General features: G+C 72.5%; 13 protein-coding genes. 6 read left to right on the top strand and 7 right to left on the bottom strand.

Translation table 11 applies throughout. The features are described from left to right. Positions 1-54: 54 nt before the first annotated feature. The 5 genes from ACWCXB_RS20845 to ACWCXB_RS20825 form a co-directional block, all read right to left on the bottom strand. Positions 55-288 (bottom strand): DUF397 domain-containing protein, encoded by a 234-nt coding sequence (locus tag ACWCXB_RS20845; protein WP_450724936.1) that lies wholly within the window; start codon positions 286-288, stop codon positions 55-57. After that, a complete protein-coding gene (locus ACWCXB_RS20840; protein WP_450724935.1) occupies positions 275-1,099 on the bottom strand; it encodes a helix-turn-helix domain-containing protein in 825 nt (274 codons plus the stop codon). The genes ACWCXB_RS20845 and ACWCXB_RS20840 overlap by 14 nt, the downstream gene beginning before the upstream one ends. 358 nt (positions 1,100-1,457) lie before the next feature. Next, entirely contained in the window at positions 1,458-2,564 is a 1,107-nt protein-coding gene (gene prfB / locus ACWCXB_RS20835; protein ID WP_450724934.1) for a peptide chain release factor 2, read from the bottom strand. A 49-nt stretch (positions 2,565-2,613) separates the two neighbouring features. Beyond that, positions 2,614-3,858, bottom strand: a complete 1,245-nt coding sequence (locus ACWCXB_RS20830) for a serine/threonine-protein kinase (RefSeq protein WP_450724932.1) — start codon at positions 3,856-3,858, stop codon at positions 2,614-2,616. Positions 3,859-3,997: 139 nt separating this feature from the next. Then, the gene (locus tag ACWCXB_RS20825; protein ID WP_450724930.1) at positions 3,998-5,698 is read right to left on the bottom strand and encodes a serine/threonine-protein kinase; all 1,701 of its coding nucleotides are present in this window, start codon (positions 5,696-5,698) and stop codon (positions 3,998-4,000) included. Between the two features lie 453 nt (positions 5,699-6,151). Here ACWCXB_RS20825 and ACWCXB_RS20820 point away from each other — a divergent pair, with 453 nt between their 5' ends. The 5 genes from ACWCXB_RS20820 to ACWCXB_RS20800 all read left to right on the top strand — a co-directional run bounded on the left by ACWCXB_RS20820 (position 6,152) and on the right by ACWCXB_RS20800 (position 15,403). Further along, positions 6,152-10,072 (top strand): FHA domain-containing protein, encoded by a 3,921-nt coding sequence (locus tag ACWCXB_RS20820; RefSeq protein WP_450724928.1) that lies wholly within the window; start codon positions 6,152-6,154, stop codon positions 10,070-10,072. Between the two features lie 217 nt (positions 10,073-10,289). After that, a complete protein-coding gene (locus ACWCXB_RS20815; RefSeq protein ID WP_450724926.1) occupies positions 10,290-11,669 on the top strand; it encodes an ABC transporter substrate-binding protein in 1,380 nt (459 codons plus the stop codon). A gap of 7 nt (positions 11,670-11,676) precedes the next feature. Further along, entirely contained in the window at positions 11,677-13,053 is a 1,377-nt protein-coding gene (locus ACWCXB_RS20810; RefSeq protein ID WP_450724924.1) for a carbohydrate ABC transporter permease, read from the top strand. After that, on the top strand, positions 13,050-13,928 hold the full coding sequence (locus tag ACWCXB_RS20805) for a carbohydrate ABC transporter permease (protein WP_450724922.1): 879 nt from the start codon (positions 13,050-13,052) through the stop codon (positions 13,926-13,928). Before ACWCXB_RS20810 ends, ACWCXB_RS20805 begins: the two co-directional genes overlap by 4 nt. Positions 13,929-14,446: 518 nt before the next feature. Further along, the gene (locus ACWCXB_RS20800; protein ID WP_450724920.1) at positions 14,447-15,403 is read left to right on the top strand and encodes a class I SAM-dependent methyltransferase; all 957 of its coding nucleotides are present in this window, start codon (positions 14,447-14,449) and stop codon (positions 15,401-15,403) included. Here the strand turns inward: ACWCXB_RS20800 and ACWCXB_RS20795 are convergent. Beyond that, on the bottom strand, positions 15,375-16,823 hold the full coding sequence (locus ACWCXB_RS20795) for a glycosyltransferase (protein ID WP_450724918.1): 1,449 nt from the start codon (positions 16,821-16,823) through the stop codon (positions 15,375-15,377). The two genes, ACWCXB_RS20800 and ACWCXB_RS20795, sit on opposite strands and share 29 nt — an antisense overlap. 191 nt (positions 16,824-17,014) lie before the next feature. Beyond that, positions 17,015-17,623, bottom strand: a complete 609-nt coding sequence (locus ACWCXB_RS20790; RefSeq protein WP_450724916.1) for a TetR/AcrR family transcriptional regulator — start codon at positions 17,621-17,623, stop codon at positions 17,015-17,017. 167 nt (positions 17,624-17,790) lie between these two features. On the opposite strand from ACWCXB_RS20790, the gene ACWCXB_RS20785 reads away from it, so the two are divergent. Continuing rightward, positions 17,791-18,687: an ABC transporter permease gene (locus ACWCXB_RS20785; RefSeq protein WP_450725034.1), complete on the top strand. Its 897-nt coding sequence runs from the start codon at positions 17,791-17,793 to the stop codon at positions 18,685-18,687. The last annotated feature ends 15 nt before the right edge of the window (positions 18,688-18,702 follow it).

Here is an 18,702-nt window from a genome sequence, read left to right as displayed (position 1 = left end):
TCCGCTTGCGTCAGCGAACACGTGCCTCCGTAGGCCCTGATTCCGTGTTCGCGGTCAGGACGCACAGCTGAATGGCGACGCCTTGACCGCGCCGACGAAGGCCGTCCAGGCCGACGAGCCGAAGACGACGGCGGGGCCGTGAGGGTTCTTGCTGTCCCGGACGGGGACGCAAGCGGTGCAGGTGTCGCTGACTTCGAGGCAGTCGCCGCTGCTGCCGCCGCTGTACGTGGACTTGCGCCACATCGGCACGGTCGAGGCGTCCGGGATGACGTGCTCACTGCTGCGCATGCTCGTATTCCTTTGCGACGGACCTGATCAGTGCCAGGGACTCGTGGTGCGACAGCGCGTCCCCCAGGGCGTGATCGTATGCCGCCTGGCACTCACGCACCACGGACGGAACTTCGAGCACGCGTCCTGTCTTCAAGCCTTCCACGTACGCGACGGGCGGCAGGTCCTCGAACCACATGAGCGTGACAAAGCCCTCCATCAGCGCGTGGAATCCCGCAGAGAAGGGAAGCGCATGCACTCGGATACGGTGGCTCTCGCCCAACTGCACGATGTGCCTGAGCTGTTCGCACATGATCGCCGGACTGCCAATGGGACGCCGCAGAACCGCCTCATCCATCAGCGCCCAGAACACCGGCGAGTGGAAGTCGTCCAGGATGCGGGCGCGTTCGAGGCGGGTGACGAGCAGCCTGTCACGCTCCTCGGTCGTCTTGGGCGGGAAGCCCGAGCCCAGCACCTCACGTGCGTACGCCTCCGTCTGGAGAATGCCAGGTACCAGCTTCGGCGCGTACTCCCGGATCACCGTCGCCCGCCGCTCAAGCTCCAGCGCCTCCGCGAAATGCTCCGCGACTCTCCCCTCGCCCAGCGCCGGCAGGAACCTCTCGAAGAGCCCGCCGGTGTCCAGCACTTGGTCCAGTCGGCGCGCGTCCTCCACGTCCGGTCTGCGTCGCCCCGCCTCGATGTGCGCGATGTGCGTGCGCGACATGATCGCGCGCTGGCTCAGCTCCTCCTGGGTGAGCCCGGCCGCCTCGCGGCGGCGCTTGAGCTCTTCGCCGTACTTCTCGCGGGACTGCGGGTTGTCCTCGATCGCCATGACCCAACTCCCCCTGTGTGCGGACGCCGTTGTCACGCCTTAACCCCTACCGAGCGTAACGAACGTGACCCCACTCTGTGATCGGAACCGCACACAGAGCGAGAGGCACAGGCAGGTCATGGTCAAGGCGAGCGGAGACGAGGCGGGCGCGGTGATCACCCTGAGGGTGTCCCGAGACGGTGGGCGCACGTGGGGACCGAGGGTGACGTACCGTCCGGACCGGCTGGCGCCGCCGCTCGAAGCGGGGTGCCGTTTCCCGCTGTGCGCGTGCCCGAAGTGCGTCCCGAAAGGCGGGCAGGCCCCGTAGACGCGAAAACGGCGCCGGGCCCGCGGGCCCGGCGCCGTTCACAGGATCCGGTTACTTCTCCTGCTGCTTGCGCCAGCGGATGCCGGCCTCGAGGAAGCCGTCGATCTCGCCGTCCAGCACGGCCTGCGGGTTACCGACCTCGAACTCCGTGCGCAGGTCCTTGACCATCTGGTACGGGTGGAGGACGTACGAACGCATCTGGTTGCCCCACGAGCTGCCGCCGTCGCCCTTGAGGGCGTCCATCTTGGCCCGCTCCTCCTGGCGCTGACGCTCCAGGAGCTTCGCCTGGAGGACGTTCATCGCGCTCGCCTTGTTCTGGATCTGGGAGCGCTCGTTCTGGCAGGAGACCACGATGCCGGTCGGGATGTGGGTGATGCGGACCGCGGAGTCGGTCGTGTTGACGCCCTGGCCGCCCGGGCCGGAGGCGCGGTAGACGTCCACGCGCAGCTCGGACTCGTCGACCTCGACGTGGTCGGACTGCTCGACGACCGGGAGGATCTCGACGCCCGCGAAGGACGTCTGGCGGCGGCCCTGGTTGTCGAAGGGGGAGATACGGACCAGGCGGTGCGTGCCCTGCTCGACCGACAGCGTGCCGTAGGCGTACGGCGCCTTGACGACGAAGGTGGTCGACTTGATGCCGGCCTCTTCCGCGTACGACGTCTCGTAGACCTCGGTGCCGTAGCCGTGGCGCTCGGCCCAGCGCAGGTACATGCGCTGGAGTTGCTCGGCGAAGTCGGCCGCGTCGACGCCACCGGCCTCGGCGCGGATGTTGACGAGCGCCTCGCGCTCGTCGTACTCGCCGGAGAGGAGCGTGCGGACCTCCATCTCGTCCAGCGCCTTGCGGACCGACTCCAGCTCGGCCTCGGCCTCGGCGCGGGCGTCCGGGTCGTCCTCGGACTCGGCGAGCTCGAAGAGGATCTCGAGGTCGTCGATCCGCGCACGCAGCGCCTCCGCCTTGCGGACCTCGGCCTGCAGGTGCGAGAGCTTGCTGGTGATCTTCTGTGCCGCCTCGGGGTCGTCCCACAGCGACGGTGCCGCCGCCTGCTCCTCGAGCACGGCGACATCTGCCCTCAGCTTGTCGAGGTCCAGGACGGCCTCGATCGACCCCATGGTCGAGGAGAGGGACTTCAGCTCTTCGGATACATCGACGACTGCCACGCGTCCAGCGTAACGGCTGGCCGGGGTGTTCCGGCCCGCCGGACGGGACCTAGGGCTGTGAGGGGGCCGACTGCTTGGAGTCCTGGGGCGGTACGCCGTCGTCGTCACCGCTTGTCGCCAGCCAGCCGCCGACACCGACCGCGGCCGCCAGCGCCAGGCCCGCGACACCGAACGTGATGCGGCGCCTGCGGACCGCTTCCGCCTTGTGGCGGGCGGAGCCGGGGCGGCGCTGGCCCGGGGTGCGGGGGGCGCGGGCGGTGCCGCGGGCGCCGCCGGCGAGCTCGTCGGGGCCGGGGACGCGCATCGAGGTGTGGGTGTCCCGGTTGGAGTCGGTGGCCGAGCCGGGGACGAGGGGGACGGCTGCCCTGCGGGGGGTGGTGGGGAGGGTCGCGTGGTCCGGCTCCTCGTAGACCTCCGAGGACGGCGCTGCGTCTGATGCGTACGGCTCGTCCACGTCCAGCGGCGGCATGCCCGCCAGCAGCGGCAGCAGCTCGTGCAGGCGCGCGGCGAGCTCGGAGGCGCGCAGGCGGGAGGCGGGCGCCTTGGCCAGGCACTGGACGATGAGCTGCCACAGCTCGTCCGGGATGCCGGGCAGCGGGACCACGGTCTCGGTGACGTGGCGGCGCAGTACGGCGCCGGGGTGGCCGCCCCCGAAGGGGGTGAAGCCCGCGAGCAGCTCGTACAGGACCGTCGCGAGGGCGTAGATGTCGACGGCCGCACGCGGAGGCAGGCCCTCGACGATCTCCGGCGCCAGATAGTCCGGCGTGCCGATGATCCGGGTGGCCCTGGTGCGGCGCGGGGTGTCGATGAGCTTGGCGACGCCGAAGTCGGTCAGCAGGGCGGGGTGGGCGCCGCCGGGGCCGAGCGGGCCCTCCATGTCGAGCAGGATGTTCTCCGGCTTGACGTCGCGGTGGACGACTCCGGCGGCGTGGGCGGCGGCGAGGCCCTCGGCGACGTCGGCGATGATCGCGACCGCGGCCTCGGGGGCGAGCCGGCGCTCGCGGTCGAGGCGGGTGCGCAGATCGGTGCCGCGCACGAGGTCCATCACGAGGGCGAGGTCCGTGCCGTCCACGACCAGGTCACGGACGCCGACGACCCGGGGGTGGTCGAGTCCGAGCAGGGCCGTGCGCTCCTGGACGAAGCGTCCGACCAGCTCCTGGTCGGACGCGAGGTCCTCGCGCAACAGCTTGATGGCGACGGGGCCTTCCGGGCCCTCGCCGAGCCACACCGTGCCCGCGCTGCCCCTCCCGAGGATCTGGTGGGCGGTGTACCGGCTGCCGATGTTCCGTGCCAAGACTGCTCCCTCAGCGGCTGGCGTTGCCCATCAAACTACGCGGCTGTCGGGGTACCTCGTGCCCCGGATGGCGCCAACCGTCACTTCTGCGGGGCTATTTCCCCCGCAGAAGTCGACATAACGACAGACTGATCGCTCGCTACTGCCCCGTACCGGTGCCCGAGCCGGTGCCCGGATCCGATGCGGTGAGGTCCTCGAAGAACTTGGTGACGCTGGAGATCCCGTCGCCGATCGCCTTCCAGTAGCTCTGCCCCTGGCCGATCCAGTCCTGGAGCGGGGTGAGCTCCCAGATCAGCCAGCCCGCCACGAAGAGCAGGATCAGCGTGAACAGGCAGCCCTTGAGGCAGCCCAGGCCCGGGATCCGCATCGGGTTCGCGCTGCGCTGCCGCGGCTGGCGCGGCTCGCGCGCCGGGCGCGGGGCGGGCTGCTGGGGCGGCGGCTGCGGGGGCGCGTACTGCTGCCGCTGAGGAGGCTGCGGGGCGTACTGCTGCGGCGGAGGCGCGTACTGCTGCCGCCGCTGGGGCTGGGGCTGCCTGCCCTGCGGAGGCCGCTGCTGGTGCTGTGGGGGCTGCTGGGGCGCCGGCTGACGGTGCGGACGGCGGCGCAGCGGGTCCTGGCTCGGGTCCAGGTACTGGATTTGCGTCTGCTCGTTGCGGTCCCGGGCAGCCTGCAGCTGGGACTGCCACGGGTGCGGGTCCTCGGGCCCGGGCCGCGGCGGGCCGTCGGGGCGCGGCGGTACGGGGGGCATGACCGCGGTCGGGTCCGCAGCACCGTTGCGGGGCAGGACGCTGGTCGGGTCGGATGCGCCCGCGGGCATGCCCGTCTGCGGCATCACGCTGGTCGCGGCGCCCGGGTCGTACTGCGGCGCGTTGCCCGGCAGCACCTGGGTAGGGTCGGAAGCACCGGGCATGCCCGGGACGGTGGCGGGCGACGGATCGGGCGCGAGCAGCGCGCCGACGCCCTCGGCGGCCTCGATCTGGGCGGGCGTGGAGTGGACGCCGACTCCGGCGGCGACGGTACGCAGGCCGCGGGCGAGGTTCTCGGCGCTCGGCCGCTCGCCCGGCTCCTTGCGCAGACAGCGCTCTATGACCGTCCACAGCGGGGCAGGGACGGTGGACGGGCGGCGGGGCTCCTCGCTGAGGTGGCGGTGGAGCACCTCCAGGGCCGTACCGCCCGCGAACGGCGGACGGCCGGTGACCAGCTCGTACAGCAGGATTCCGGCGCCGTAGATGTCGACGGCGGAGGTCTGCGGGCGGCCCTCGGCGGACTCCGGGGCGACGTAGGCCGGCGTGCCGACGAACTCGTGCGTACGGGTCAGGCCCGGGGAGTCGGCGAGGCGCGCGATGCCGAAGTCGGTGAGCATCGGGTGCATCTCACCGCCGCGCTCTGCGAGCAGGACGTTGGCGGGCTTGAGGTCGCGGTGGACGACGCCGTCGGCGTGGCTGGCGGCCAGCGCGTCCGCGATCTGGGCGGTGAGCAGGGAGGCGGCGACCGGGGTGAACGGGCCGTTGTCCCGGAGGTAGCGGTGCAGGTCCGGGCCGTCGACCAGGTCCATCACCAGCGCGAGCAGGTCGCCCTCGACGACCAGGTCGCGGGTGCGGACGATGTTCGGGTGGGTGAGGCGCAGCAGGACGGAGCGCTCGCGCAGGAAGCGCATCACGACGTCCGCGTCGTTCGCGAGTTCCTCCTTGAGGACCTTGATCGCGACGGTCTCACCCGGCTGGCCGGCAACCGCTGCCTCGGCTCCGGCGGTCTCCCGCTGGCGGGCTCGCCAGACGGTGCCCGTGGCACCGCGGCCGAGCGGTTCCTCGAGCAGGTACTTGCTGCCTACCGGCCGCACGTCATGCGCTCCCTGCTGATCGTGGTTCTGGTGGTCCTGGGCGGCGCCCCGGGTGGCTCCCTGGAGGCCGGACCTGGGTGGTCACTGGTGTGATCCCCGGTTCATATATGGCCCCGACCGGGTGTCCGACCCACTGTAGTGCCGCCGATCGGGTCATCGGTGTGCTCACCGGATTGGCCGGTAAGACGTCCCCGGCGGGCGGATGGTTGCCGAACGGCCGTGCGGAGAGCGGCAGAGGCGATCCCAACCAGGCACTTTTGCATCCAGAGCCGACCAATCAAGATCACTTGGGGGTGGGTGCCGGGCGTGTTGTCAGTGGCAGGTGCGAGGATGCCTCCAGCACGGAGTCGTGGGGTCGGGAGAGCCCTGCTGCCGTGCCGACCTGCCGGGTGGGGGGAATCACAGGGCGGCTCCCCTGCCGGGCACCCCGCGCAGAAGGGACCGCTGACGGCGATGCAGATCCGGCTGACCGTCCTCGTGCCGCGCAGCGGCCAGTCCACGCAGGGCGCTGCGCGCGTGTGCGACGTGCTCGTCACCGCGCCTGCCGGCACGGCCCTGGCGGCGATCGCCTCCGGCCTGGCCGCGGCCGTGTCCGGCCCGGAAGCGCCCGGGCCGGTGGTGCTGTACGCGGGCCGGGAGCGGCTCGACGCCCAGCGGTGCGCGCTGGGCGAGCCTCCGCTGGTGGACGGCGCGGTGCTGTCGCTCCAGGCCCCCGCGGACGGCGAAGGCGGCGGGGACGGAGAGGCCGGGGCGCAGGCGCAGGCCCAGCTCCATGTGGTCGCCGGGCCGGACGCGGGCGGGGTCCATCTGCTCCACGGCGGCCAGATCCGTGTCGGGCGCTCGGCCGAGGCGGACGTTCCGCTCGACGACCCGGACGTCTCGCGGCTCCACTGCGCGGTGACCGTCGCGGACGACGGCGGCGTCACGGTCGCGGATCTCGGCTCGACGAACGGCACCACTCTGGAGGGCACCACCGTCGGCCCCCAACCGGTCCGACTTCCCCCGGGCGCCCTCCTCCGGATAGGTGAATCCACGCTGCGCCTGGCCCCGTCGGCGGGTCCCGGCCGGCTGACGACGACCCCGGACGGCGAGGGCCACCTGCGGGTGGGCCGTCCGCACGCCCCCGCGGCGGGCGCGGCCGGTGCGGCGGACCACGCTCGCAGCGATGTGCCGGACGGGCCGGAGGCCGTTCCGTACGGCCACGAGGACGGCGGTACGGCCCCGGTCGGGCGGCCGGTTCCGTCATGGGCCCGTGCGGACGGGACGGCGGTCCCCGGGCATGCGTCGGGCGGCGCGGTACCGGCACAGCGGGGCGGTGCGGGCGCGGATGACGCGCTCGGCGGGGCGTACGGCGCCGGCGCCGGTACGGGGACGGGGGCGCGCACTCAGGATCCGGCGCGCCGGGCTGCAGCAGCTTCCGGGAACGATCGGGCCGCTGAGGGCCGGCATGCGCCCGGGGCCTTCGAAGGACAAGGCCGACACGGGCATGTGCCGGGCGACGCAGGGCCCGGCGGCGGACACGGGGCATCGGCCGGACACGCAGCCGACGCCACCCACGGCGGCCGGGGGTACCGGGCAGGCACGGACGGCCGGGCACCCGGGACCGCAGTGACCGCAGGGCCCGCGGGGACCGCAGCCGGACGCGGAAGCGAGGCGACCCGCGGCGGAGCCCCGCAACCGGCGGGCAGCCAGGCACCCGGGACCGCAGCCGGAGACGCAACCGGCGCCGCGCACGGCGTAGCCGATCGAGGATGGGTCGCGCAGGACGAAGGCCACCGCTCCGGCACCGGCGGGATCGGCGCCGTAGGCACTGGCGCCGATGGCACCGGCGCCGAAGCAGCCGGTGCCCACCCCGACGGAATCGGCGCCGACGCGGCCGGTGACAGCGTCCGTGGCGACGCCGATGGCAGCGGCTCGGCGCGCAGTGGTGGGAGGCGCACGCGGGACGAGAGCGGGCCGCGGAAGCGTGGGATAGGGGCGTGGGCCCGGCGGCTGGCCGGGGCGCGTGTGGACACGGCCCCCGAGGACGCGGGCGACCGCGGTGACGTGGCAGTCGCCGCCACGCCCCTCGTCGAGACGTGGCCGGACCCCGCCACCGTGCTGCTCACCGCCCTCGGGCCCGGGCCACGACTGTGGGAGCGCGGGCCGGGGCACCCCGAGGAGCTCGCCGTACGGCTCGGGACCGCGGACCGCGCGGACACGCCCGCCGTCCCCGTCACCGTCGGACTGCGCGAGGCCGGGTCCCTCGGGCTCGCGGGCCCCCGGTCGCGGCTCTCCGGACTCGCCAGGTCCGTCGTGGCGCAGCTCGCCGTGCTGCACTCGCCCGCCGATCTGGAGATCGTGCTGATCAGCACCGACCGCGCCAGGCCCCTGGAGGAGCGCAGGCGCGACTGGAGCTGGCTCGGCTGGCTGCCGCACCTGCGGCCCACGCACGGGCAGGACTGCCGCCTCCTCGTCGCGTACGAACGGGACCAGGCCACCGCCCGGGCCGCCGAGCTGACCAGACGGCTGGACGACGGTCCGCTCGGCCCGGGCTGGCCCAGCTCCGGCCGCCGCATGATCGAGGACGCCGCAGCGCGCCACACCGGGCCACGGACCGTGGTCATCCTGGACGGCGACCCCGGTTCCGCGGCGCTCCGCGAGACCACCGCCCGGCTTGCCGGGGCGGGCGCCGCCGGCGGCATCCATGTCATCTGTCTGGCCGAGACCCCGGCGGCCTCGCCGCTCTCCCCGGTCGCGGCGACGTACGAGGAGGCGTGCGCGGCATCGCTCGCGTTCCGCGAGTGCGGGGCCGTCGCGCTGCTGAGCGGCGATGTGGCGACGGCGCTGAGGTTGCTGCGCACGGCGTCGGGGCGGCCCGCCGGGCACGGCACGGTCGGCGCGGTGGACGCGGTGTCCGCGGCCTGGGCCGAGCGCTTCGGCCGGGCGCTGGCACCGCTGCGCGCGGCGGACGCGGACGGCGCCCGGGCCGGTGCCGGGACCGGCCGCGGCCACGGCCGGGCGGTGGCCTCGCCGCTGCCGCGGTCGGCGCGGCTGCTGGACGAGTTGGGGCTGGCCAGGGCCACGCCCGCGTCGCTGATGGCCCGTTGGGCGTCGGCCGCGGACGGTACGGCAGTGCTGGGCGCCGGCCCGCGCGGCCCGGTCTCCGTCGATCTCACCGCCGAGGGCCCGCATCTGCTGATCGAGGGCCCTGCGGGCAGCGGCCGTACGGAACTGCTCCGCGCGATCGCCGCGTCACTGGCCGCCGCCGGGCGGCCGGACCGGCTCGGGCTGCTGCTCGTCGACGGCGCGGGCGGCGAGCGGGGCGAGGGGCTCGCGGCCTGTACGGAACTCCCCCATGTCACCGAACATCTGGTCGCATCGGATCCGGTCCGGATGCGCGAGTTCGCGCAGGCCCTCGGAGCGGAGCTGAAGCGGCGGGCGGAGCTGCTGGGCCGGGAGAGCTTCGCCGAGTGGCACGCCCGTCGCGGGGTCGCGGACCGTCTGGTGGCCCAGCGGTCCGCGCCACTCTCCGAGTCCGCGTCCGCGTTCGCCTCCGCGTCGGGGCGTGGTGATTCGGGATCCCATGACGTCGAGTCCCCGGACTCCGGCTCACTTCGTCTGCGGGCACGCGCCGCGCTGGCCGCAGGCGAACGCGGCTCCGCGGGCCAGGCCCACGCGACAGGCCCGGCGGCCGCCGCGCGCGGCGCGGCCGCGTCGATGGGCAAGGCGGTCCCTGGCGCCGACGACGACTCGCGCGGTTCGGACACCGCGGGCGCCCCTGCCGACGGTCACGACCGGGCCGGTGGCGCGAGCGGCCCGAGTCGCCAGGCCGGCAGGGGTGGCCCCGACCGGGAGGCGCCCCCGCTGCCCCGGCTCGTCGTCCTCGTCGACGACTACGACGCGCTGCTCGCCCCGGCGCTCGGCAGCCCCGGCCGCCCCGCGGCCGGTTCCGTCGTACGGGCGCTGGAGGCAGTGGCCAGGGACGGTGAGCGGCTCGGCGTCCATCTGGTCGCGACGTCCTCCCGGCCCGACCGCACCGCGGACACGGAGCTGGCCCACGGTGCCCGGCTGCGCGTGGTGCTCGACGCGCCGCCCACGTCCACAGGACCCGAGGACCCGGTCCCGGGGCGCGGGCGCCTCGGGCATCCGAGCGGGCGCGTGACGCCGTTCCAGGCGGGCCGGGTGACGGGCCGTATCCCGCGGACGGCGACGCAGCGGCCCACCGTCGTGGAGCTGGAGTGGGAGCGGATGGGCGACCCTCCGACCCGCCGCCCGGTCCGCGAGCTGGGCAACGGGCCGACGGACCTGGCCCTCCTCGCCAGCGCCCTCGACCGGGCGGCCCGCTCGGTCGACGCCACTCCCGTGCCGCCGCTGACCCCGTCCCGCTCCTGATCCGTCCCGCCCCTGGCCCTGCCCCTGCCTCCTCCCGACGGCCCTGATGGCTCTGACGGCACGTCACGAGCCCATCACGATCACCCAGTTGACAGGGAAGGCGGTATTGCTTCGCCCCCGCCCCGGGCGTAGACCTGACCCCACGGGACGGGAGCGGTGCTGCCTGCGTCACGGCCGGCTGTGCCCTCCGAAGGCGCACGGGAGAGACGGGGCAGTGATGCGCACAGCTCGTACGACTCGTACCACTCGCAGCAGGGCCATCGTGGGGCTCGTCGCCATAGGCGCCCTCGTCGCCCTCACCGGCTGCGGCGGCGACAAGGACGGCGGCGGCGGAAGCACACCGGACAGCACCGGTGGCAGCGACTCGGCCCCCACCGTCCAGCTGCCCAAGCTGAACGGCGAGAAGATCGAGGTCGCCGCGGTCTGGACGGGCCCCGAGCAGGAGAACTTCACCAAGGTCCTCAAGGAGTTCGAGAAGCGCACCGGCGCCACCGTCACCTTCGTCCCCGCGCAGGACCCGATCGTCAACTTCCTCGGTACGAAGATCGCCGGTGGCAGCCCGCCCGATGTGGCGATGCTGCCGCAGGTCGGCGCGATCAAGGAGACCGTGGCCAAGAAGTGGGCCAAGCCGCTCGGCCCCGAAGCCAAGGCCGAGCTCACCAAGAACTACGGCAAGGGCTGGCAGGACCTCGGCTCCGTCGACGGCACCCCGTACGGCGTCTACTTCAAGGCCGCCAACAAGTCCCTCATCTGGTACAACAACGCGGTCTTCGAGAACGCCGGCGCCACCGAGCCCAAGACCTGGAAGGAATTCCTGACGACGGCCGAGACGATCTCCGCGTCCGGTGTCACCCCGGTCTCGGTCGGCGGCGCGGACGGCTGGACGCTCACCGACTGGTTCGAGAACGTCTACCTCTCCCAGGCCGGCCCGGAGAAGTACGACCAGCTGGCCAAGCACGAGATCAAGTGGACCGATCCCTCCGTCAAGCAGGCGCTGACGACCCTCGCCGAGCTGTTCGGCAAGCCCGCCCTGATCGCGGGCGGCGCGAACGGCGCACTGCAGACCGAGTTCCCCAAGTCCGTCACCCAGACCTTCACCGGGGGCGACCAGCCCAAGGGTGCGATGGTCTTCGAGGGCGACTTCGTCACCGTCAACATCGCGCAGACCGGGGCCAAGATCGGTACGGACGCGAAGGTGTTCCCGTTCCCGGCCGTCGGCGCCGAGCCCCCGGTGGTCACCGGCGGCGACGCGGCCGTCGCGCTCAAGGACTCCAAGGGCGCGCAGGCGCTGCTGACCTTCCTGGCGTCGCCCGACGCGGCGAAGATCTGGGCGGGGTCCGGCGGTTTCATCTCCCCCAACAAATCCCTGGACGTGGCCGCGTATCCGAACGACGTCCAGCGCGACATCGCGAAGGCGCTGATCGCCGCGGGCGACGACTTCCGCTTCGACATGTCGGACCAGATGCCGCAGTCCTTCGGCGGCACGCCGGGCAAGGGCGAGTGGAAGGCGCTCCAGGACTTCCTGAAGAACCCGAAGGACATCGCGGGCACGCAGGCGCGGCTGGAGGCCGACGCGGCCAAGGCGTACAAGAGCTGACGCGGCGATGACGGCCCCCGGAGCGTCCAACGGAGCGTCCTCCGGAGCGGCGGAGGGCCCGGCGCCCTCCGCCTCCGGTGGCGTGCGCAAGCGCAAGAGCGTGACCGGCACCCGCAGGCTCGTCGCCGCCGGCTTTCTGCTGCCCGCGCTGGTGCTGCTCGGCGCGCTCGTGGTGTACCCGATCGGGTACTCGGTCTACCGGTCCTTCTTCGACAAGTCCGGCAGCTCCTTCGCCGGGCTCGACAACTACGTCGAGATCTTCACCGACGACACCATCCTCACCGCCGTCAAGAACAACGCGATCTGGGTGGTCGTCGCGCCGGCCGTGGCGACGGCCCTCGGTCTGATCTTCGCCGTGCTCACCGAACGGGTCCGCTGGGGCACGGCGTTCAAGCTCATCGTCTTCATGCCCATGGCGATCTCGATGCTCGCGGCGGGCATCATCTTCCGGCTGGTGTACGAGCAGGACCCGGAGCGCGGTGTCGCCAACGCGGTCTGGGTCGGCGTGCACGACACGTTCGCAGAATCGGCCGGTTACCCCAAGGCGCATCCGCTGCCCGTCCATCCGCTGGAGGCGGCGGGCGGCGGAGCGTTCATCACCAAGGAGCCGGTCACGGCGGGCACCGCCGTCCAGCTCCCTCTCGTCGGCGTACCGCCCGCGAAGATGCCGGGTGACGCGAAACCCGCGAAGGCGACCGCGGCGGAACCCGGGAGGATCACGGGCACGGCCTGGCTGGACTTCACCCGGGGCGGCGGCGGAAAACCCAACGCCATCGACGCCCAGGAGCTCGGCCTCAAGGGCATCAAGGTCGAGGCGGTCAAGGACGGCAAGGTCGTCGCCACCGCCACGGCGGCCGCCGACGGTACGTTCTCGCTCCCCGCGGAGGCGGAAGGCGCGCGGCTCCGGCTGCCCGTGAGCAACTTCCGGGAGCCGTACAACGGAGTGGACTGGCTCGGCCCGTCCCTCGTGACCCCGGCGATCATCGGCTCGTACGTCTGGATGTGGGCGGGCTTCGCGATGGTGCTGATCGCCGCGGGGCTGGCGGCCGTGCCGCGCGAACTGCTGGAGGCGGCCCGCGTGGACGGTGCCAATGAGTGGCAGGTCTTCCGCAAGGTGACCGTCCCGCTGCTCGCGCCGGTCCTCGCGGTCGTCCTGGTCACGCTGATGATCAACGTTCTGAAGATCTTCGACCTGGTCTTCATCATCGCGCCCGGCTCGGCGCAGGACGACGCGAACGTGCTGGCGCTCCAGCTCTACCGCTCGTCGTTCGGCACCGACGCCCATCTCGGAGTGGGCAGCGCCATCGCGGTGCTGCTCCTGCTGCTGGTGATCCCGGTGATGCTCTTCAACATTCGGAGGATGCGAAGGGAGACGCACCGATGAGCACCGACAGCGCCGTCAAGGCGAAGCCGACGCTCGCCTCCCGTATCGCCACCCGTACCGGCGGCGGGGCCATGCGGGTCTTGCTCGTCCTGGTCGGGCTGTTCTGGTTGATGCCGACCGTGGGGCTGCTGCTGTCCTCGCTCCGCTCGCCCGCCGACATCAACGCGAGCGGCTGGTGGGAGGTCTTCACCGCGCCCGCCCAGATCACGACCGAGAACTACTCCAGGCTGCTGGAGAACGACACCATCACCGACTCGCTGCTGGCCACAGTCATGATCACCGTCCCGGCCACGCTCCTGGTCGTCGTGATCGGCTCGCTCGCGGGATACGCCTTCGCGTGGATGGAGTTCCCGGGCCGCGACTGGTGGTTCCTGGTCGTCGTCGGACTGCTCGTCGTCCCGGTCCAGGTCGCTCTCGTTCCCGTGTCGAAGCTCTTCGGCAAGATCGGGATCTTCGAGACGACGGTCGGAGTCGTGATCTTCCATGTCGCCTTCGGCCTCCCCTTCGCGATCTTCCTCCTCCGGAATTTCTTCGCGGAGATTCCGCGCGAGCTGCTCGAGGCGGCCAGGCTCGACGGGGCGGGCGAGATCAGGCTGTTCACACGGGTCGTGCTGCCGCTCGGCGGGCCGGCGATCGCCTCGCTGGGGATCTTCCAGTTCCTGTGGGTCTGGAACGACATGCTGGTGGCGCTGATCTTCGCGGACTCCGAGTCCCCGCCGATCACGGTCGCGCTGCAGCAGCAGGTACGGCAGTTCGGCAACAACATCGACGTGCTGGCGCCGGGCGCGTTCGTCTCGATGATGATTCCGCTCGCCGTGTTCTTCGCGTTCCAGCGGCAGTTCGTGTCCGGCGTCATGGCAGGGGCGGTCAAGTAGCAGGCGGTGCACAGCACCTGCCGCCGGCCCTGCCGTAATGCGGCGTCCGCTGCCACCGGCGCTGCCGCTGTCGCTTTCGCACACCCGATCGAGCCCTCGATCGGGTGTGCGCGTACGCACGGGAGCGCCGCACGAGAAACATCGGCACCTCACCCGCCCGCAAACCCTTCGACACCTTCGACGAGTACGACCGGGTAATGGCTTTCGTCGACTCCCGCCCGGCGCTGGAGGAGTGGCGTCCATCGGTCTTCCGGCGGACGACCGACCACGCGATGCGCCCGTACGCGGTGCCCGGCCGGCAGCCGCGGGGCAGCCGCGCGCGTACGTCCGACGCGCCCGCGATACGTCCACGACGTACGCCGCCTTCCCCGGCCTACACCGCACCGTGCGCAGCCGCGATACGTGCGCCCCACCGCGTCCGGCCGGCGCAGACGAGCACCGGCACCGGCACCGGCACCGGTCGCCGCACAAGCCCCAGCGTTCCCGCTCACCGCTGAGTCCCGAGAGAGAAGACACCCATGGCACAGACGAGTGCACAGACGAGTGCACCGGCACAGTCCACCGTCGAGTCCGACGTGGAACTCCCCGAGCCCGCCCGGCTCGACGACGTCAAGGGCTGGTTCCGGCCGGTCGACCAGCTGCTCTTCGACTGGTTCCTGAACCGCCAGCGCGACCTCGGCGAGGCGGGTGACCTGCTCGAACTCGGCGCGTACATGGGCAAGAGCGCGATCTTTCTGGGCATGTACCTGCGGGACGGAGAGGAGTTCACGGTCTGCGACCTCTGGGACTCGCCCGCCCCCGACGCCTCCAACAGCGCCGAGATGAACCGGTCGTACTCGACGCTCACCCGCCGTGCCTTCGAGGCCAACTACCTCTCCTTCCACGACGAGCTGCCGACCCTCGTCCAGGCGCCGACCTCCGTGATCTCCTCCCGGGTCCGCGCGGCGAGCTGCCGCTTCGTCCACATCGACGCCTCGCACCTGTACGAGCACGTCAAGGGCGACATCGAGGCCACCCAGGAGCTCATCACCACGGACGGCATCGTGGTCCTCGACGACTTCCGGGCCGAGCACTGCCCGGGCGTCGCGGCCGCCGCCTGGGGAGCCGTCGCCACCGCGGGACTGCGGCCGGTCTGTATCACCGCCACCAAGATGTACGGGACCTGGGGCGAGCCGGAGAAGGTGCGCGAGGCGCTGCTCGACTGGCTGAGGACGCGGACGGACCTCGTGCATGTGGTGGAGGAGGTGGCCGGGGCGCCGCTGATCCGTATCGACGGCAAGAAGTCGGCCAGTCCGGCACAGCCGGAGTCCCGCCACAAGTCCGGTCCGGCCGCGGCACGGCCCGCGACCGGCACGACCGGCACGACCGGCACGGCACAGCGGCGGCGGTCCCCGCTCGTCCGCCGTGTCGCACGGGACCTGCTGCCCCCGATCCTGACCCGCGCCCTCAGGCGGGTCGTGCGCGGCCGCCGCTGATCCGGCGCCGGAGCAGTCCGACGGGGGTGACGGCGACGACGAGCCCCCGGGGGCCGTCCGCGGCCACGTTCAGCCGGTACGGACGCAGGCCGCGCAGACCGTGGGCCCGCCGGGACGGGGCTCCGGCGGGAACCGTGGCCAGGTGCTCGGTGCCGAGCAGTGCCGTGCGCAGGCCTACCCGGGTGCGACCCGGCGGGAAGGCGTCGGCGGGGATCCGTACCTCGATCTCCGTGCCGCCGCCGTCGGGCGCCGGCCTCAGCAGGATCCGGCCGGCCTCCGGAACGGGGCCGGTGAGCCGGACCGGAGCCGCGTCGAGGGCGGCCAGGCCGGGCAGCGGGCTGCGGGCGGTGACGACCAGGGTGTGGCGGGCGGGGCCGGTGCGCCGCCAGTTCGCGGAGACGAGGTGGGTGCGCAGGGGCGGTACCCCGTGACCGACCTCGTAGCGGATGACCGAGAGAAGTCCTGGCAGGTCGCCTGTGCGTACGTACGACAGCCGCAGCCGTAGTCCTGGCCGCAGCCGGGCGAGTACGGCGTCGCTCAGGTGGTCCGTGACGAGCCTGCGCAGGCCGGCGAAGACCCGTCGGCGCACCGGTTCGGCCGTCTCCAGAAGCCCGGTGCCGGTCAGCCGGTCGGCCTCCTCGGCGAAGCGGCGGAGATGGAAGCCGTCACGGAGCGGGCCGGGCTCGGTGAAGCGGGCGGTCACGGCCATCGAAGCGGCCGTCCCGCGCAGCAGATCCTCGATCGGGGACGCCTCGGGGGTCCTGGCGACGGCGAAGCAGTAGTCGTAGTCGGCCAGGACGGAGATGCCGCGTGCCCGGAAGAGGGCTTCGAGGGTGAATGCCTGCTCGGCGAGGGCGTCGGGGATGTCCTCGCGGAACCGCAGACCGTGCGGCTCGACGGCCGGCTCACGGCGGAACAGCTTGGTGCACGACAGCTCCCACGGCAGCCCGGGGGCGTCGAGGGGTACGCGGTGCTCGGTGCGCGCGAAGACCGCGGTGGACGTGCCCGCGGCCTTGGGGAACACGACGTCGGAGCCGTGGATGTCGGCCGCGTCGACGAGACGGGCCAGCGCCTCCCGGCCGAGGAAGCCGTCGGCGGGGAGGAAGAACAGATAGCGGCCGCGCGCGCGTTCGACGGCCTGGTTGCGGGTGCCGGGGCCGAGGACGGCGCACAGACCGGGATGGGCGGTGGAGAATCGTTCCAGCTCCGCCCGGCCGCCATCGTCGGATCCGTCGGATCCGTCGTCCACGACGAGCACCTCGATGCGGTCCACGCCGATGGTCTGGCCTGCGAGCGACTCCAGACAGCGGTGGAGATGCGGCGCGGCTTCGCGGACCATGACGATGACGGTGACGTCGGGGAGGTCGGTGACTTCGGGGACGTCGACGTCCGGGATGTCTGCCGGTCCCGGTGGGCTCATGGGGTGACCTCCACACGCCTCGGGCGGGCGTCCGCCCGCTCGACACAGCAACGACCCGCCGTCCGTCCGGGCTACGCACCGACGACGGCCGTTCACCCACCCGGCCGAGCGCACACCGTGCCGCGCGCCGCTGTACGCACAGCCTCAGGCGCCCTGTATGCGCGGCCTCAGACGCCTCTGTACGCACGGCCTCAGGCGCGCGTCAGCGCCGCCACCGCCGAGGCCGCGAGGTCGTCGAGGTACCCCTTGGGCAGGTCGCTGCGCACCACCACCAGCCGCCAGTACAGCGGTCCGATGATCAGGTCCAGCGCGCGGTCCGGGTCCGTCGACTCCGGCAGCTCGCCACGCGCGACCGCGTCGCGCACCACCAGCGCGGCGACGCCTTGCTGGCTGTCGAGCAGGGCGGCCTTGATCGCGTCGGAGATCTCGGGGTGGCGGGCGGCCTCGACCAGCAGATCGGGGATGACCTGAGACGCGATTGGGTGGCGCAGGGCGTGCGAGGCGACTTCGAGGAGCGCGCGGACGTCCCCGTACAGCGAGCCGGTCGCCGGCGCCGGCAGTCCACGCGCGGCGAAGGCCGAGACCAGGTCGAGGACGAGCGACAGCTTGGACTTCCAGCGCCGGTAGACCGCGGTCTTGCCGACGCCCGCCCGGCGCGCGATGCCCTCGATCGACATCCGGGCGAAACCGACCGCGGCCAGCTCCTCGAAGACGGCGGCGCGGATCGCTTCGGTCACGTCCTCCCGGAGCACTGCGGCTCCCGCGGGGGCGCGACGAGGGGTTCCCGGGTCCGTGGTCATGTCCAGAGCATACCCGTGACGACGAAACAGTTGCGTTGCGACGTCTTCCCGCCCTACCCTCCCCGTAGCGACGAAACGGGTCCGTCCCGTCGTCAGGGAACGCATCCGCCTCCCCCCACCTCCCCCTGTCTCCGGCGAAAGCGACGAGCGTGAGCAGCAGCCAGACGATGACGACGATCCGGCCCGCACCACCCGTGGAGAGCCTCGGCGAGCTCGCGGCCCGGCATGGACTGACGGTCAGCGGGGCCCGGCCCCCGCTCGGCGCGTACATCGGACAGCTCTGGTCGCGCAGACACTTCATCACCGCGTTCGCGACCGCCCGGCTCACCGCGCAGTACAGCCAGGCGAAGCTCGGCCAGGTCTGGCAGCTGATGACCCCGCTGCTCAACGCCGCGGTCTACTACTTCATCTTCGGGGTCCTGCTCAAGACCAGCCATCACGTCCCCGACTTCGTCCCGTTCCTGGTCACGGGCGTCTTCATCTGGACCTTCACGGCCAACTCGGTGTTGTCCGGGACCAGGGCCATCTCCGGGAACATCGGCCTCGTACGGGCCCTGCACTTCCCGCGCGCCGCGCTGCCCATCGCGCTCGCGCTCCAGCAGCTTCAGCAACTGCTGTTCTCCATGGGCGCGCTGGCCTTGATCCTGATGGGCTTCGGGCAGTTCCCGAAGGCGTCCTGGCTGCTGGCGGTTCCGGCGCTGCTGCTGCAGGCCGTCTTCAACACCGGCCTGTCGATGGCGATGGCCCGCATGGCCGCCCGCACTCCCGACATCGCCCAGTTGATGCCCTTCCTGCTGCGTACCTGGATGTACGCGTCCGGGGTGATGTTCAGCCTCTCGACGGTCCTCAAGGACCGGGACCTGCCGCACGTGGTCGTCGTGGCCCTGCAGTGCAACCCGGCCGCCGTCTACATCGACCTGATGCGCTTCGCGCTCATCGACAGCTTCACCTCGGCCCAGCTGCCGCCGCATGTCTGGGCGGTCGCCCTCGGCTGGACGGTGCTCTTCGGGGCGGGCGGATTCCTGTACTTCTGGAAGGCGGAGGAGCAGTACGGCCGTGGCTGATCACATCGAACGCAT

The organism is Streptomyces sp. NPDC001514, assembly GCF_053597075.1.
Note: the sequence above shows the minus strand (reverse complement) of the source record. Positions and strands in the feature narration are given on the sequence as shown.